This is a genomic window from Streptomyces sp. NPDC002788 (assembly GCF_053592115.1).
In genome coordinates, this window is record NZ_JBSFVB010000033.1 from 1 (window position 1) to 16,792 (window position 16,792).

Annotated in this window: 13 protein-coding genes and 4 pseudogenes; 5 read left to right on the forward strand and 12 right to left on the reverse strand. The window is 65.5% G+C overall.

Going from position 1 to position 16,792, the window contains the following annotated elements:
- Positions 1-259 precede the first annotated feature (259 nt).
- Positions 260-535: a hypothetical protein gene (locus tag ACWD1U_RS36280; protein ID WP_451113626.1), complete on the forward strand. Its 276-nt coding sequence runs from the start codon at positions 260-262 to the stop codon at positions 533-535.
- A gap of 108 nt (positions 536-643) precedes the next feature.
- Here ACWD1U_RS36280 and istB read toward each other — a convergent pair.
- Positions 644-1,441, reverse strand: a pseudogene (gene istB, locus ACWD1U_RS36285) (IS21-like element helper ATPase IstB).
- A 534-nt stretch (positions 1,442-1,975) separates the two neighbouring features.
- Positions 1,976-2,938 carry a M28 family peptidase gene (locus ACWD1U_RS36290; RefSeq protein WP_451113627.1) on the reverse strand — a complete coding sequence of 321 codons (963 nt, stop codon included), beginning with the start codon at positions 2,936-2,938 and terminating at the stop codon, positions 1,976-1,978.
- Between the two features lie 176 nt (positions 2,939-3,114).
- Between ACWD1U_RS36290 and ACWD1U_RS36295 the strand changes: the two genes are divergently transcribed.
- Positions 3,115-3,549 carry a hypothetical protein gene (locus tag ACWD1U_RS36295; protein WP_451113628.1) on the forward strand — a complete coding sequence of 145 codons (435 nt, stop codon included), beginning with the start codon at positions 3,115-3,117 and terminating at the stop codon, positions 3,547-3,549.
- A gap of 49 nt (positions 3,550-3,598) precedes the next feature.
- On the opposite strand, the pseudogene ACWD1U_RS36300 reads toward ACWD1U_RS36295, so the two are convergent.
- The 10 genes and pseudogenes from ACWD1U_RS36300 to thyX form a co-directional block, all read right to left on the reverse strand.
- Positions 3,599-4,317: pseudogene (locus ACWD1U_RS36300) on the reverse strand (IS6 family transposase).
- A gap of 41 nt (positions 4,318-4,358) precedes the next feature.
- Positions 4,359-4,976: pseudogene (locus ACWD1U_RS36305) on the reverse strand (ISAzo13 family transposase); the annotation flags it as partial.
- Between the two features lie 53 nt (positions 4,977-5,029).
- Positions 5,030-5,389, reverse strand: a pseudogene (locus tag ACWD1U_RS36310) (transposase); the annotation flags it as partial.
- A gap of 71 nt (positions 5,390-5,460) precedes the next feature.
- Positions 5,461-6,894 (reverse strand): uracil-xanthine permease family protein, encoded by a 1,434-nt coding sequence (locus ACWD1U_RS36315; RefSeq protein ID WP_451113629.1) that lies wholly within the window; start codon positions 6,892-6,894, stop codon positions 5,461-5,463.
- Between the two features lie 126 nt (positions 6,895-7,020).
- On the reverse strand, positions 7,021-8,238 hold the full coding sequence (locus ACWD1U_RS36320) for an ATP-grasp domain-containing protein (RefSeq protein WP_451113630.1): 1,218 nt from the start codon (positions 8,236-8,238) through the stop codon (positions 7,021-7,023).
- Complete coding sequence (locus ACWD1U_RS36325) at positions 8,204-9,610, reverse strand: ATP-grasp domain-containing protein (RefSeq protein ID WP_451113631.1); 1,407 nt, start codon at positions 9,608-9,610, stop codon at positions 8,204-8,206. The genes ACWD1U_RS36320 and ACWD1U_RS36325 overlap by 35 nt, the downstream gene beginning before the upstream one ends.
- Positions 9,607-10,932, reverse strand: coding sequence for an MFS transporter (locus ACWD1U_RS36330; protein WP_451113632.1), 1,326 nt, complete (start codon positions 10,930-10,932; stop codon positions 9,607-9,609). Before ACWD1U_RS36330 ends, ACWD1U_RS36325 begins: the two co-directional genes overlap by 4 nt.
- A gap of 85 nt (positions 10,933-11,017) precedes the next feature.
- Positions 11,018-12,103: an isopenicillin N synthase family dioxygenase gene (locus ACWD1U_RS36335; RefSeq protein ID WP_451113633.1), complete on the reverse strand. Its 1,086-nt coding sequence runs from the start codon at positions 12,101-12,103 to the stop codon at positions 11,018-11,020.
- Positions 12,104-12,118: 15 nt separating this feature from the next.
- Positions 12,119-12,730 (reverse strand): LOG family protein, encoded by a 612-nt coding sequence (locus ACWD1U_RS36340; RefSeq protein ID WP_451113634.1) that lies wholly within the window; start codon positions 12,728-12,730, stop codon positions 12,119-12,121.
- Positions 12,731-12,764: 34 nt separating this feature from the next.
- Positions 12,765-13,535, reverse strand: coding sequence for an FAD-dependent thymidylate synthase (gene thyX / locus ACWD1U_RS36345; protein WP_451113635.1), 771 nt, complete (start codon positions 13,533-13,535; stop codon positions 12,765-12,767).
- 569 nt (positions 13,536-14,104) lie between these two features.
- On the opposite strand from thyX, the gene ACWD1U_RS36350 reads away from it, so the two are divergent.
- The 3 genes from ACWD1U_RS36350 to ACWD1U_RS36360 all read left to right on the forward strand — a co-directional run bounded on the left by ACWD1U_RS36350 (position 14,105) and on the right by ACWD1U_RS36360 (position 16,722).
- Positions 14,105-15,001 (forward strand): LuxR family transcriptional regulator, encoded by an 897-nt coding sequence (locus ACWD1U_RS36350; protein ID WP_451113636.1) that lies wholly within the window; start codon positions 14,105-14,107, stop codon positions 14,999-15,001.
- Positions 15,002-15,115: 114 nt separating this feature from the next.
- Complete coding sequence (locus ACWD1U_RS36355) at positions 15,116-16,198, forward strand: DUF5937 family protein (protein WP_451113637.1); 1,083 nt, start codon at positions 15,116-15,118, stop codon at positions 16,196-16,198.
- 83 nt (positions 16,199-16,281) lie between these two features.
- On the forward strand, positions 16,282-16,722 hold the full coding sequence (locus ACWD1U_RS36360) for a hypothetical protein (RefSeq protein WP_451113638.1): 441 nt from the start codon (positions 16,282-16,284) through the stop codon (positions 16,720-16,722).
- Positions 16,723-16,792: the final 70 nt, after the last annotated feature.

Consider the following 16,792-nt stretch of genomic DNA (forward strand, 5'->3'; position numbering starts at 1 on the left):
CACGCCCTCCTGGCCCTCTTCCGCGAGGCAGCCCCGTAGCCGGTTGGCCCCAGTCACAAGACCTGAAACGGTGACCTGCGAAGTCCGGGGCTAGAGGCGAGCGGGCTCGGGGATGTTCACGAGAAATGGCACTGGCTCGACTTCTGCGGCAGGCAGCCCGACGCTGCCGCCTGCCAGACTGACGCCGTACGCGTCGCGGCATGCGACGTCGAGGGGGTAAGGAACTGATCGCGAGATGCCTCAATGGATAGTCCTGGCCGTGCCTGTCAGCGGCGTGTCGGATGCAGGTCGTGACGGGCGGACCATCGCGGAGTTCGAAGGCAGCACGGAAGAGGCGGAAGCGGCTCTCCTGCAGGCGGCGCACACATACGAGCACGGTCTCTGGAAGGTGCGCCGCCGCGAGATCTTCAAGTGCTCAAGCAGGTCCTACTTCATTCGCCTCCAGAATCGTCTGGCGGCGTACGGTTTCCTCATCCAGCTTGCCGAACTGGTCCACGACTCCGATACGAAGCATCTGGACCGTCCTGCCACCTGATGGATCACCGTCATAGAGGTTGTGCCAGAGCCCGAGCAATGACGTCAGCGCATGGGACGGCCCGCCGCCCGCAAGGGTTGCGGGCCGTCCAGACGAAACTCGCAGGAGTCAGCTGGCCGTGGCGGACTGTTCTGCTCGGGCTCGGGTGCTGGCGAGGCGGTAGGAGTCGGTGCCAGTCTCGATGATGGTGCCGTTGAAGGTGAGGCGGTCGACGATGGCCGCGCAGAGTCGGGGGTCGGTGAAGGTCTTGGTTCAGCCGCCGAAGGACTCGTTGGAGGCGATGGCGACGCTGTTCTTCTCCTCGCGTTCGGTCAGCACCTGGCAGAGGAGTTCGGCGCCGTGGCGGTCGAGTTCCATGTAGCCGAGTTCGTCGATGCAGAGCAGGTTGACGCGGCCGTAGCGGGCGATGGTCTTGTTGAGCTGCTTCTCGTCGGCGGCCTCGACGAGCTCGTTCACCAGCTTCGTGGCGAGCGTGTAGCGGACGCGGTAGCCCTTCATGGCGGCCTCGGTGCCCAAGGCGATGAGCATGTGGGACTTGCCGGTGCCGGAGTCGCCGATCAGGCAGAGCGGCTGGCTCTTCTTGATCCACTCGCAACTGGCGAGGGTGTGGACGGTGGCCGCGTCGATGTTCGGGTTGGCGTCGAAGTCAAAAGCCCTCAGGGACTTCTCTCGTGGAAAGCCTGCGGCCTTGATCCGTCGTTCCGAACGGCGGCGGGCCCGGTCGTCGCACTCGGTCATCAGCAGCTCGGCGAGGAATCCGCGGTAGGTCATCTGGTCTTTGATCGCCCGGTCGGCGATCTCGTTGAACTCGTTGCGGATCGAGGGAAGCCGCAGCAGGCGGCAGGCGGTGTCGATCGCAGCGTCGGCGGCCTGCTCGGTCAAGCCCCGCTGGCGGGGCAGGGTCACTGGGCTTCTCCCTCATGGTGGTCGCTGCCGCTGGTGCGGCGGCGTCGGAGCAGTTGGTCATAGAGGGTCTCACCGACGGCAGCGGCCTGGTGCGCCACTCGTGCAGCGACGTGACGGTCGCTGGCGTCTCGCCGGGCAGCCCCGAGACGGAGGCACCGACGGTTGGCTCGTCCTCTGCCTGCGCGGCCTTGCGGGCCTCCAGCGCGACGGCGTCGGCGGTCAGGGCGCCAGCCCGCAGCGCGGTGGCCAGGCCAGCGACCACGTGCTCGTGGGCGAGGTGCCGGTTCAGCAGCAGGACCTCGATCAGCGCCCGGGTGCCGTCCCGCTCGCCGTGGACCTTGCGGGCTTGGGCCCACCAGGCGTCGTGGACCGGGGTGGACCAGACCCGCTCCCTGAAGATCAACCGCAACGACTGCGGCTGACCACCCGCAGCCCGGGGCGGACCTGAGCCGGTTCGCCCTGGGCCTACGCGGCCGTATGCACGCCGGTGCTTTTGTGTGGGGCACCCAAGCGGTCGCGTGCCGGGCGAGATGTTCACACCGTACGTCGGGCATCGGGCCACGAGATGGCGGTCGCGGCGGTGGCCGCGGTGACGGTGGCCAGACGCTCGTAGTCGAGCGTCCTTGGCAGGTCCGTCGACCGGTGGTAGTGCGGATTGCGGAAGTTCGCGGTGTCCGTGAGCATCAGCGCGGGGATCCCACGGTTCCAGAACGGTGCGTGGTCGCTGCGCCCCAGGTGGCCCGCGGGCGGCACGGCCAGTCCGATGAGCAGGCCCAACAGGCCGTCGGGTCGCGGATCTCGCAGCAGCAGCCCCGGGACCGCCAAAGACGCCGCCGCGGCGGCCCGCTTCCACTCCTCGGCGGCCCCTGCCGATGAGCGCCGGTGCACGATGAGGGTGAAGTCGCCCCGGTAACCGCCCGCCCGGGCCTCGGCGGATGCCTCGGGGAAGATCCGCTCGAAACCGGCGGGCAGTCGCTGCGTTCCCGGGTCGTCCACGTAGTAGCCGACTGACTCCAGGCAGATCATCCCCCGCACACCGCCCCGGCGGCCCAGTTCACGGGCCGCCTGGCGGGCCCCGATCAGTCCGAGTTCCTCCATGTCGAACACGGCCAGGACGACGTGCGGGGGCACGGGCGCCTCGGACAGCAGGCGAGCCGTCTCCAGGAGCACCGCCATGCCCGAGGCGTTGTCGTCCGCGCCTGGACTGCCGCTGACGCTGTCCAGATGGGCACCGACGACCACGGGCGGCCCGTCGCCGGACCCGGGCAGCGAAGCGATGAGGTTCGCTCCGCGCAGGCGCCGGTGGAGCCGCGGTTTGAGGGCGAGGGCCCGGTGGCCGTGTCGGTCCGTCGAGCCGATCTGCCAGCGGGCGTCGAACGGATGTCGCTCCACCAGCCAGCCCGCGGCGGTCAGTTCGTCATGGACGTACGCCTCGGCGCGCTGCATCGCCCGAGGTGCCCGCAGCCGACTGCGCGGCTCGGCGGCGAGAAACTCCACGTGCCGCCGTAGTCGGGCGGCTTCCGGATGCGATTGCCGACCGTGCGTCGCCGTAGAGTCGTTGGTCACTGGCACTCCGATCCGTGCGGAATCAAGGACGCCGGGCCGGCAAACAGCCCCCTGGGCACGGCGCTGACCCAGGAGACAGAACCTCAGCGGCTCTGCCGATCGCCCAAGTGCGTCTCGCTGACGTCATTAACGCAGAAACCGCACCCCGGCTGTACGTCGCCACGACCGACTCCACCGTTCAGGACGTTCGGCTGGTCGCGCCGATCCATGCTCACTTCGCCGAGTCCGCGCCGAGGCCTGCAGTTACCGGCCGCAGCACCACCCTCTCCCAAGCTGCCGGCCGGGCCCTCGCCGAGCTGTTCACCCCACCCACGGCAGCGAGTGTGCATCCGTGGGAAGGCTGGACGTTCAGCGCGGGATGGGGCACGCAGCGCGTCCTGGACGTGCACCTGGTCCAGCCCGACATCGTGATGGAGGTGGCTGTCGACATCGCTCGGGATGCGGCAGGGCGGTGTCCCTACGGCACCCCGTGCGCGCACGAACACGCCTGCATCCGCTGCCCGATGCTCAGCATCGGCGCTGTCACGTTGTTGGGTGGGTAGGTGTCTGAGGGTGCGTCGTGGCCTGGTGGAGCCCGGTTCCGGGCTGTGCTCAGGCCCTGGCGGCGGGGCTGGCGACGCCGGCGATCTGCTCCCAGATCGCGAAGCGGACGGTCATCTCGGCGCGGTAGTCGTGTGCGGGCATCAGATGGCGGCGGCACCGGAAGTGGGGTGAGATGCCGCTGAATGCGGACAGGAACCGCTGCGCTGCGCCGGTGCTGTGGAAGCCCTTCATCGCCCGTTCGCGCTGTCTGGTTGGTTGATGACTGTTCTCCGCCCGGTTGTTCAGGTACTTCGACTGCCGGTGCTCGACGCAGGGCATGACCTCGCGGAGGGCCGCGCCGTACGAGCGGAGCTTGTCGTAACGACCACCCGCGGCACCACACCGGTCTTCTCCAGCAGGCGGCGCAAGAAGCGCCTGGCCGCGGCCTTGTCCCGCCGGTTCTGCACCAGGATGTCCAGCACGTTGCCGTCCTGGTCGAGGGCCCGCCACAGGTACTTCTGTTCCCCATTGATCTTGACGAAGACCTCGTCCAGGTGCCACTTGTCCCCAGGCCGAGGCTGTCGGCGGCGCAGCGCGTTGGCGTACAGCTGACCGAACTTGCCACACCACCGCCGCACCGTCTCATAAGAGACGGTCACGCCGCGCTCAAGCATCAGCTCCTCGACCTCGCGGAACGACAGCGGGAAGCGGAAGTACAGCCACACACAGTGGGAGATGACCTCGACCGGATACCGGTGCCCCTCGTACGACAGCGACACACTCCCCACGGACGACCCCTCCCAGCCTGATCGATCAGAAGATCATCCCACCGGTCAGCCAACGTGACAGTGCCGAGCCATTCCTTGGCCTTGGTGTCGACGCTGATCACCGGCTGGGCATCGTTGAGGAACGCGGCGGCGGTGACATTCAGGTGGGTGAACTGGGCATCGCGGTCCGGATGGCTGATGCCCTCTGTTGTCTTCGCGGTTCCCTGCAGGCTGTAGCCCAGGGTGTGCAGCAGGTGTCCGACGGTTGAAGCGCTGACCGGGTGGCCCTGTGTGGTGAGGGTCGAGGCCAGGGCCCGTAACGACAGCGTGGTCCACCGCAACGGGGAGACGGGGTCGCCTCGGGTGTGCGGCTCGATCAGCGACTCCAGCGCGGGCAGCAGACCAGGGTCGGTATCTGTCAGCCGCTTGCGGCCCGCACCTGGAGCCCGGACCCGCAGGGTCGGTGAGGAGCAACCGGCCAACTCGGCCATGCCTCGCGCAATGGTTGCAGTGCTGGTGCCGGAGGCGGCGGCGACCCGGACGATCCCGCCGCGGCCGAGGGCCGTCGCCTCACTGGCCAGGTACAACCGACGGCGGCGCTCATCGAAGTGCGGCAGGATCTGATCGAACTTCGCCCGCAGAGCACGAGCGGCAACGCGGCCTGACAGACACGTGGTCATATCTCAGACTCCCACCAACACCCCTACTGCCGAGCACTTATTGAAATACGGGCCCCCGCGGTGCCGGTGTACTGGCGCTGGACGCCGACCGTGCCGGTGCCCTTCTTGATGAACCCGGTGTCGTCGATGATCAACACGCCATTGGGGCCAAGGGACTCACCGACGTAGGCACGGACGTCGTCGCGCAGAGCGTCCGCGTCCCAGACACTGCTGTTCAGCAGCCGCTGGAAGCCGTCTGGCGTGCGATGACCTGCCCATTCCGCGAGCTGCCAGCCGTTCTTACGTGCAGCTTGGCCCAGCAGACCGCGGACGTAGTCCCGCATCCGCCACCGCAGGTCCGCCCGACCGAACCGGCCCGCCACCCGGGCGAACACCGACTCCAACTCCGCAGCCCAGCAATCGACTTCAGTCATGCCCTCCATGCCAGGACAACGACAATCGCCAGCTCAGGACACGAACCGCTGCTGGAGTACTAAGACGCTGGTCAGAGACAAGGGCCGGCCCCCGGATGGGCAGGGGGGAGTGTCTCCTCCGGAGACTGCTCGGTGCTGGCCTGAGCGTCAGCGGAACGTGGGGACCGCGGTGGGCCAAGCCTTGTTGGGGTGCTGGTATCGCGGCGGTTCTCGAAGAACGTGAGGAAGTGGTAAGTGAGGAGCGTCGCGAGAGTGCCGAGCGCGATACCTGTGATACTGAAGGAGTCGGATAGTTGAAGTGAGACACCCCCGATGCCCATGACCGATCCTGCGGCAATGGGTACCAAGTTGACCGGATCGGCGAAGTCAACGCGATGGACGATCCAAATCTTGGCGCCGAGAAGGCCGATCATGCCGTAGAGGACCACTGTGATTCCGCCCAGGACACCGCCGGGCGTAGCGGCGACCAGCGCGCCGAACTTGGGGCAGAGGCCGAAGAGGATGGCGACGAGGGCCGCGACCCAGTAGGCCGCCGTCGAGTAGACACGTGTCGCTGCCATCACTCCGATGTTTTCGGCGAAGGTGGTTGTCGGAGGCCCGCCAACGGCGGAGGACATTGCGGTACTCAGCCCATCGGCCGCGATGGCCCGGCCCATGCTGGCGTCGAGGTCGGTATGGGTCATTTCGGCGACTGCCTTGATGTGGCCTGTGTTTTCCGCGATCAGGGCCACCAGCGCCGGCAGAGCCATGAGAACGGCACTCGTCCTGAAGTCAGGCGCCTGGAGGTGCGGCACGCCGAACCAGTTGGCTTGGGTGACACCGGAGAGATCGACTCGGACGTGGTCGCTCACCCGTCCGGTTGCATCGGGGCCATGTACGGGGCCGGTGAGACTGTCAAGAATGCAGGACAGGCTGAAGCCGAAGACCAGCCCCACGAAGATGGCGATGCGTGCCCAGACCCCTCGCAGCAGGGCGGATGCCGCGATGACAACGAGCGTGGTCGCCAGGGCAACCCACTGGTCCTGCGGCCAGTAGGTGTGGGCCACAACCGGGGCCAGGTTGAAGCCGATCAGCAGGACGACCGCGCCCGAGACGGCGGGCGGGAAGAGTTTGTGGATGAGCTGAGGGCCGACTGCGTGGACGAGTAGTCCGATGCCGGCCATGACGAGCCCGGAGACGGCGATCGCGCCCAGGACCGTGGGGGTGTCACCGCCAGCGGCCCTAATCGCCGCGACGGCCCCTACGAAGGCGGCACTGGTGCCCAGGTAGCTGGGAATCCTGCCCTTGGTGACCAGGAGGAACATAATCGTGGCCAGACCCGACATCATGACGGCCAGGTTGGCGTTGAGGCCCATGACGGTAGGGAAGACGAACGTCGCGCCGAACATCGCCACGACGTGCTGCATCCCGAGGCCGACCGTGAGAGGCCACGACAGCCGTTCGTCGGGCCGTACCGAGACTCCCGGCGCTGGTGGTCTGCCGTCGTCGTGCAGGGTCCAGCCCATGCCGAATCTCCTGCCGCGCATGTATCTCTTGCCTTTCTGCGTAGGTGTTCTTGCGTGCCGTGAGGGGCCAGAGGGCGGCGGTAGCGAAGCCGCGTGGTCACCGCCGCCCTGTGGCGAGTCGGGGGGTCAGGCTGCTGCCGACCCGGCAACCCTGGAAGTCCGGGGATCAGCCGAAGGGGTATCGCGCGGGACACGGAGGATGACGTCGTGGATCTCGTCGACGAGGTTGGCGGGGATGGCGTCGAAGCGTTCGTTGAGGGAGCGCAGCTTGGGAATGAGGTGGTCGGCCTCGGTGCTCCGGCAGGAAAGGATGACGTTTCCGTGATCCACGCCGTCGATATGCAGCCTGCTGGCACGTACCAAGTCCAGTTCCGCCTCCATCGCATGTTCGGCATCCGAGGCGAGAACGGTGACGGGGAACTGGAAAGCCAGGCGACGGGGTGCTTGCTCCCATTCGTGAGCCAGTGTCTTCGACCAGCGATTCATGGCCAGATCGACCAGGCGGGCGTAGGTGTTGCAGCCTGACGCCGCGATCGACAAGGTCGTGGATCCCGAGACCCGGGGATTGATCTCGATGATCTGGTAGGTCCCGTTGACGTAGATCATCTCGACCTCGGCCGCACCTTCGATGCCGATCTCCTCGCACATGCCTCGCAGGATGCGGGCGACGGGTGCGAAATCGGCTTCGGCCGCCGGCCGAGGTGCTGCGTACCGCAACTGGCCGAAGGTGAACTCCGGTTTGCCACCGGTCTGCCCCTTCCAGATGAGCGGCTGGAAAAGGTATTCGCCCCTACGGCCGACGATTTCGACGGAGCACAGTTCGCCGCGCAGGCATTTCTCGAGCACCGCGTTACCGTTGTACGGCGAGCGGAGGTAACTGCGCAGGTCTGCCTTGCCGTCGAGGAAGGCGACGCCGTTGGCCAGGCAGTCCCACAAGGGCTTGGTGAGCAGCGGGAAACCGAAGCGCAGGGCGCTGCGCTCGACGAGCTCGCTGTACGCGGGCACCGCGAGGCTTCGTCCGTTGAGCAGATCGCCGTCCAAGAGCATGCCGTCGGGGGTGTCCAGGCCGAAGGAGCGGACGAGTTCTTTGGTGTCCCACTTGTTGGCCAGGCGGCGGGTTGCCTCGACGCTGTGCATGACCATAGGAACACCGTGAGCGGCGAGTTCTTCCTTGACCAGGGCATCTCGCAAGGCGTTCTCGTCTGCGATCGAGAGCGAGATGACGGCGTCGGGTTGCCATTCGAGGAGATGGCCGACAACCTGGTTCGGCGTGATATCTGCACTCATCTTCGCGGCCTCGCCGGGAAAGTCAGCAGGGGTGCAGCTGCCATCGGTGTAGAACAACTTGGCCCGGACGTCGTCCTTCGCAAAGAGGTCCCGGAGGCGGGAGAGGTAAGGGGCGGTCTGCTGGATCTCGATGGAGCGCAGGAACGCTATGCGCCGTATCGTCTTGGGCTGCGCTGCCGGCCTGGCCGTCACCATGACGTGGCCACCTCCACCGTGACGGCGTTGACCGCCTCAAGGGCGTTTTTGTTGACCTCCTGTGAGGTGTCGGCTCGCAGGATGACATGGCCGACCCGGCCGATGTTGTCGTGCGGAGCGCGATTTCATCGCCGGGCATCTTGTAGACGCAGGTGGCGATGACCCCGTCGTCCTCGGGAAGGCCGTGGATCCATCGGAGGACGCCGGCCCGAGGCGCAGTGAGGAAGCGAATGGCAGCCGCCTTGTCCTTGCGGGGGCTGACGTCGGGCAGCTCTCCCAGGGCCGTCTGCAAGTAGGCGCGGGCTTCGCTGATGCCCAGTGCCTCGGCTACCAGCCGCATGATGTGGTCGCCGGGAGGGCGGGCACCGATTTCGATGACCTTTGCGGTGCCGCGGGCGTCCGCCTTCACCTCTGTGTGGGCGATGCCGTTGCGCAGTCCGATGGCGCGGACGGCTTGCCCGGCGGCGGACAGGACGGCGATGCGGGTGGCCTCGGTGAGTTCGGCGGGCACAGTGTGGCCGAGTTCGGCCCGGCTGGTGCCCTGTGTCGTGAACTTCTCGGTCACCGCCAGGTGGTGGATGGTCCCGTTGCTGATCACGGTCTCGACGCTGTACTCGTCCCCTCCCACGTACTCCTGTGCCAGCAGTGTGGTGTCCAGGGCGATACCGTGCGGGAATTCATGTGTCTGTGCCTGGGCGAGCTCCGCGGCAGCGGGCAGACCGGCGGCGGACTCGACCACGGACACACCGATCGATCCCGCGTTCTCCGCCGGCTTGACCACCACGGGGTACTGAAGGCCGCCCTCAGCGATTCGCTGTGCCAGCTGCGTGTGATCGGAGGCCGCGACGGTGCGCGGCGCCGAAACGCCGTGAGCGGAGAACACTTCGGCCATGACGCGCTTGTTACGGCAGGCTTCCGCGAGCTGTGGGTCGTGGCCGGGAAGCCCCAGTTCCGCAGTGAGGCGGATGGCCAACGGGGAGAGAAACTCCCAGGACGTCACCACACCGTCGATGCCGGAAGCACGGCAGAACGCCGCCAAGTCCTCAAGAGCCTGGTTCGGCTGGGCGAAGTCAGTGAAAACGGTGCCGCTGATCGCCTCTGTCAACTCGGTGGGGTACTGCTCGTAGAGCTCCTCGTGCGTAGCGACGTACGCCTCGATGCCGAGCTCAGTGGCCGCGTTCAACAGTTCCTGACCGGCGGCCACGTTGGCCTCGATCAGCAAGATCTTCTTCATGTGAGGTTTCCTTCCAATGCGTCGTTGTCGCTGTCCTGGCCGACGGAAGCGGGTGCAGACCTTTCCGAACCACGACGCCGCGTCGTTTCCAGGCTCAGCACGAGGGGGATGGCCAGGAAGCTGGCCGCGCCGAGAAACAGCCAGGGCCACGCGGGGCCTCTAGACAGGAGGGATGTCAGGACCGCCGGGGCGATGGCACCCCCGAGAGTCCAGGAGAGCTGGAAGACGCCGAGGTATCGGCCACGGGCGTGATCGGGAGCGAGCTCGACGCTCAATTCGCCCAGCGGCGGTGAGCTCAGAATTTCGGCAAGTGTGTAGACGATGACGGCGATGAGCAGGCCCACCAGCGCTGCCTCGGAGGGCAAGAGGCTGAGTGCGGCAAAGCCGACGAACGCGACTGCGTTGACCGCGGCTGCGATGCAAATGACGCGTGTGGCGCGATGGCGTTCGATCCAACGCGTCGCGAACGTCTGGGTCGTTGCCACGAGTGCGGTGTTCAGGGTGATCAATACACCTGCCACCCACGCGCCCACCTCAAGGCTCTTGGTCGCGTAGATGCCCAGCAGAATGCTCAACACCATGGACGCGAGCACGAAAGCAAGGTTTGCTACGACGAGTCGCATGTACGCACCGTCACGCAGGACCGTGAGATAGCTCGCCTTCGCAGATGCCGTGGCATTCGACTCGTCGGCGCCTGTGCCTACGGGATCGCGGCGCCACGTAGTGATGAGCCAGGCCGCCGCAACGTAACCCAGGGCGTTCAGCGCCACGAGGACCTGGAGGCCTGCGGTGCTCGCCACAGCTACAGCCAGGGCGGATATGGCGCCGCCGAAGCCGATTCCCACATTGCGCAGGGCTCGGATGAAGCCGAACCACCGAGTGCGGTCATGGTCCTGGGCGACAAGAGCCACCAGCGCACTGCTTGAGGTCCAGTACATGGACGCTCCGAACTGCACGACGAGTTGGGTGACCACGATCTGCCAGGCCGAGTGCGCGAGCAGCAAGCTCACAAATCCGACGGCCGATATGAGGTTGCCAATCGCCACGACGACGCGGGGACCGAATCTGTCGAGCGCCCATCCGGCCACGGCTGGCGCGGGCAGCGCCAGGGCATACCCCAGCGTCAGCGACGTGCCCACCGAGACCAAGGACAGCGTGGTGGTGTGGGAGAAGTACACGACCATGAATGCCATGACCAGGCCGCTGGCCAGACTGTCGATGACGTTGGCTGCGACAAAGCGCCCATTCCCCGTCAGCTCAGGGAATCCGAGCCGTGACCGGAGCGACTCGCCGCTGCGTTGAGAGGTTGTGGTCTGGGGCATTCATGAACCGTTTCTCAAGAGGTATTCTTTTCAACATTCGCCCGGGGAGCGTGGCCCGCGACAGCCAGGAACTCCCCTGGTGCTCCTACAAGTCGTAGGCGCGGCGGAACTTCTCCATGATGTATTCGCCAGACAAAACCGGCTCGTGTCGCGGAGGATTGTCCGGAGAGGCGCACGTGGGAATGCATTCGATCAGTGTGTCGAAGTTCGGTTGATGGAAGAACGGAACGGAGTAGCGCTCACAGTTCGAGACTTCGCGCGGTGGATTGACCACTCGGTGCACGGTGCTGACCCACTTGTTGTTGGTCCAGATCGCCATGAGGTCACCAATATTGATGACGAACGACCCGGGAATCACGGGGACATCGAGCCACTCGCCCTGCTTGTTCATGACCTGCAGACCACCGGGAGCTTCGTCCTGGTACAGGATGGTGAGACTGCCCCAGTCGCTGTGAACTCCCTTACGCAACTGGCCCGGTTCCGGCGCGACAGGCTGCGCGGGATAGTAGTTCGCGGTCATGTTCGTCATGTGCCGGTCGACCTTGTGATCGAACCAATTCTCGGGGAGTTGGAGGGCGAGCGCGAACAGCCGCATGATCTCCAGCGCCAGGTCCTCCATCCTTCCGTAGTAGTCACGGTAGATCTCAGCGAACCCAGGCAACTGAGGCCATTTGTTGGGCAGGCGCAGCCGCTCGTCAGCTCCTGCCGGCAGTGAGTTGTCCGGAGTGTCCCCGAGCCGGTTGTAGGTGAAAGTTTCCGAGAGGTCCGGCCGCGAACGTTCGTCCTCGACCGAGGCATCTTCGTTCGACGCGGCGAGGCTGCCCTTACGACCAAAACCGCGCATGAGCGGGTCCCGGTCGTCGGCGCGCAGTGCCTCTTTCCGCTCGGAGGGAAGTGCGAAGAACTGCCGTGTCGCCTCGTACATCCTGGAAATGGACGACTCGGGGACACCGTGCCCGACGACGACCAGGAACCCGCTGTCCTCGCACACCGCGCCGATCGCATCGGCCACTGCCCGACGCTGCCCGGGGGTGCCATTGATCGCCGAGCCGAGGTCGATCACCGGGACATACCCGTCGACCACGGTGATGGGAGAGGGGCTCTTCGAGTCGATCTGTTCACTCGTCACTGTCATGCGCTTGGTTCTTTCTGTGCCGGCAGTGCTGTTCATTGCTGGTCGGGTCGCTCAACTGGACATGCAGGCTGTGCTGCCAGCCGTTGGCGCGGTCTCGTTCGGCGTGGACCACCGCGGCGTCGGCGCTTTCCAGGTGCGGCACACCTCAAGAAGATCTCGGCAGTCCTGGATAGGCAGGAAGCCCTGTAGCTCCTCGGGCCGCAGAAATCCGCTCACGGCCATCCGGCGCCCCACTCCAAGGAGCCGGTCCCAGTAGCCCTCGATGTTCAGGAGGGTGATGGGCTTGCTGTGGTAGCCCAGAACCAGCCAGGCCCATACCTCAACGATCTCCTCGACCGTGCCTACGCCGCCGGGCAGTGCCACGAAGCAGTCACCAAGATCGGCCATCATCTGCTTGCGCTCATGCATCGATTCCACGACGTGGAGTTCAGTGAGGCTGCGATGCGCTATCTCTGCGTGCACCAAGGACTCGGGGATGACGCCAGTGACCCTTCCACCAGCATCGAGGGCGGCGTCCGCTACGGCACCCATGAGGCCGACGGCGCCGCCCCCGTAGACAATTTCGCAACCGGCTCGCGCTAATTCAGAAGCGAACCGTCTCGCCTCGCGTTCGAACACCGGCTTGTTTCCCGGTGCCGAGCCGGCATAGACCGTGACCTTCATGCCCGCTTCTCCACGCCCGATGTAAACGACACTGTCACGGGCTCACCCGGCCGAATTCCTCGAACGCGCCGTGCGTGATCGGCATGAGCTTGGCGAATTCCATCTCCATCTGCTCAGCAACCATCTCGATCTCCCGCTGTGGGTGCGACACGTATGCCGCATCGGGGCGGTTGGTCCGAAGCCCCAGGAAGTGCATCAGCGCACGGGCGTTGCAGGTCGCGTAGACGGCCGAGTACGTCGAGACTGGAAGGACCATCCTGGCCAGTTCACGTGCGACCCCAGCACGGAGCAGGGAGTTGTACTCCTCGTAGGCTGCCTGGTAGGCGCGGGATGCCGAGGCGCTCAGCATCTCGTGGTCCCCCTCGGCTCCGGGGACGTACTGGTAATCGCCCGGCTTACCCTCCTGGCGCAGCAGACGATCGCTGTCGGGCACGTAGAAGACCGGCTTGATCTCCCGATAGCGGGCGCTCTCCTCGTTGAAGGACCAGGTGCGGTGCCGCATCATGTGCCGAACAGTGAAGATCGGTGCGTTGACAAGAAACGTCATGTAGTTGTGCTCGAAGGGGCTGCCGTGGCGACTGCGCATCAGGTACTTGATGAGCCCCTTCATGTAGCCCTCGCCGCGTTCCTCGCGGTGCGCGCGCTCACCGGCGGTGGAGACGCGCGCTGCTCGGACCACACCCATGTCGCTGGCGGCGTGGTCGACCAGCTCCACGGTGATGTCGCTGCGCAGTTCGAAGTCACTGTGCTCGACCGGCTGCGGCCGGACTCCCTGGGCGGTGAGATCGAGCTCACTGATCGTCATTGATTTTCTCCTTGTTTCGCTCTATGAGGGCAGGGCACATCGCATTCGTGGGCGTTGTCCCCATCCGGTATCGCGCAGAGCGAGACCGGTTCCGGATCCACACTTCCTGTTGCACATTTGCGGCCGCGGGTAACGGATGGATTCTCGGCCCTGGACAGGCCCTCCGAACCGCTTCTTCGAAATCATTGCGTGGCAGTGCTCGGAAAGTAACCGGGAGCAGCCATCACCTCTTCGCATTGCAGAGAAGTGAGGGGGGATGAATGGTGCATTTAGCATTGCTTGATCTTTCCTTGGTGCAGCATTTACATTCCGCATGTGCGGCAGCTCACACGAGAAGGGGGAGTGTGCTCACTGTGGGATGATGCTGCTGCTGTTACCGGGATCCGGAGAGGTGTAGAGGTGTGCGAGTGAGCGCCACGCAGGACGAATCACAGTCCGCCCTGGCGGAGCTGGCGCCCGCCGTACTGAGCTCGGGAGCAAAGTCTCTCTACAGAGAGGCGCTGATAAGTGGGTCACTCACTCTGGCGGAGCCGCATGGGGCATCCTCGGAAGGGAGGCGTCCCAGCGCCGTGGAGGAACTGTTACGCCTCGGCCTGATTGAGCCGGAGCCGAAAAGACCAAAGGTCTTGGTCCCAGTGGACCCTCGTATCGCCGAGGCGCGGATCGGGGCCACGTGGCGATCTCAAGCGCTGACTCTTCTGGATCAGGCGACGGACCTGAGTGATGAGCTGGCCCCCCTCATCGATGAATTCCGGTCTTACCATGACCACATGGGCCAGAGTAATCGCCCTCAACGCCTCAGTAAGCCCCAGGACATCGACCTCCACCTAGGCCAGGCCCTAGCCGAATGTCGGCAGGAACTGCTGACCGCGCAGCCCGGTGGGGGCAGGCCTGCCGATTTGCTCCAGAAGGCGATCATCCGCGACAGGGCGGTACTGATGCGCGGTGTCACAATGCGCACGCTCTACCAGCACAGCGCTCAGTTCGACACGCCTACTCGCGATTACGTCTCCGAAGTGACATCGCTGGGAGCCGAAGTGCGCACGCTTGATGAGTTCTTCCAGCGGCTGATCGTCGTCGACAGGCGGGTGGCGTTCATCCCCGCCCCGGACAGCGACGACGAAGCCGTCGTGATCGACGACGGAGCCGTTGTGCACTACTTGGCCGATGTGTTCGACCGGAGCTGGCAGCGGGCGACCGCCTTCCCGGCGGATCCCGACATTGCGGTGGCCAGAACCATCTCCAATGAGGTGCGTCTGTCCATCGTCCGGCTCCTGATCGAGGGCGAGAGTGAAACCGCGATCGCCAGGCGCATCGGCCTGAGCAAGCGGAGCTGCGCCACTCACATCGCCAAGCTCAAGCAGCAACTCGGGGCGGACACCCTGTTCCAGCTGGGCTACCGCGTGGCCACCGCTGAACTCAGCGGCCTGGGGGAGCCTGCCGGCTCGGTTGCGTCTTCGGGTTGATCGCATGTCCGTCACTCTGGCGCAGGTGTTGCCTCGCGCCTCCCTTACTTGACGAACATTGACAAGCCATCGAGGCGCTTCAGTCCGGCTCCCGAAGGAGAGAGGGGTGCAAATATGGGCGTAACGATCGATATCGTGAACCTACAGCCGGAACAGGTCCTGTTCGCGCCGTCGCCCCTGTCCGAACTCGCCGAGATGCTGCACGTCATGTCCGCTCCAGGGCACCATCCCGGCCTGCAGGGCTGGGCAACGGCAACAGCCTCCTCCATGCCCGCCGACCTCGCAGATCGGCTCGACGAGGCGAGCTTCCTGTGGCAGGCAACCCGCGCCGACATCCTGCTGCCCGCTCATCCGAGGGCCACTCTGGTCGAGGAACTCGATGCCCTGGACGAGATGGACGACGAGACGTTCGTCGCGGCGGCACTCGAGATCTCCTGTATGGCCCAGTATCACCGTGGCGTACCAGAACCCCTCACCAGTGAAACCGACCGCAAGAACGCCCTGGAACGGGCGACAGCCCGTGGACCGAGGGAGGCAGCCTTCGCCGACCGCCTCCTCTGCGACCCGCACGGCACCCGTATCTGGCTGCGCCGACTGCTAGAGGACTGCGAACAGGCCTTCTTCGCCGATGCGTGGAAAGGCGTACGGACAAACCTGTACAGCGACGCCCGGCACAAGACGGAACTGCTCAAACGCAAAGGAATGGCCGAAGCCTTCACGGCCATGTCGCCGGTGCTCCAACCTGACGAGACCCAGGCCCGTCTCACTGTCGACAAGTTGACGGACAGCTCAGGCACCACCGGCCACTTGGGGCTCACCTGCATACCCACTGCCTTCGGCTGGCCCCATCTTGTCGTGAAACTCGTCCCCGGCTGGCGCCCTGTGATTCAGTACCCGATCACCACCCCGAACCTGCCCGCACCGATGGCCATCAAGCTGCTCCAAATGCGTCTGGAAGCCCTGGCCCACCCAGTGCGCATGCGTCTGTGCAGGGCACTCGCTCGCGGCCCGCATACAACGGGAGAACTCGCCGGAGCCACCGGGCTCACCGCGCCAGAGACTTCACGTCACCTCGCGCGCTTGAAGAAAGCCGGCCTGCTCACGACCCAACGACGAGGCCGCTATGTCGTGCACCAGCTGGACCTCAAGGCTGTAGCGCGCCTCAGCAGTGACTTCTTGGAGAGCCTGCTTCGTTGAAGGCCCTGCCCTCGCCGCCGCTGCCCGTCGCCCTGGGCGCAGTGCGCTCACGGTCGTACTGGTGACAGGGGAGGTCACATCGGATGCAGTCGGCAGCGGAAAAGGCTCGGGTGGGTGCGGCGGCTGAAGCAGCAGTCGAGGCAGCTCTCGCTGCCGCAGGCTGGGAAGTGATCAACCTCAACGGGTTGGCGAAGAACTTCCGATTTGCCGACCTGCTCGCGAAGCAGGGCTCCGCACGGCTCTTTGTCCAGGTCAAGGGGACAACGACTAGCGAGGGGAAGTTCGGGGCCCTGCCTGAACGCGCGCAGGGCTTGGACAGCCTCGCTGAGCATCTCGACGCTATCGCGCTCTATGCACTCGTCCATCTGACGCCGGAGGGGCCAGTCATCCGTTTCGGCCATGCCCAGCAAGTCGCCTCACTTGCGGCCGAGCGGATCGCCGCCTACCACGGCAAACTCCGCTACCACCTCTTCATCACGGACTTCATCTTTGAGGCTGTGGACCTTGCTGAGCTCGTTAAGTGACCGATACGCCAGGGCAGCAGCACAGACTTGGACTTGTTGCCTTGGAGAGTCACCGCGATGGGCACCTGGC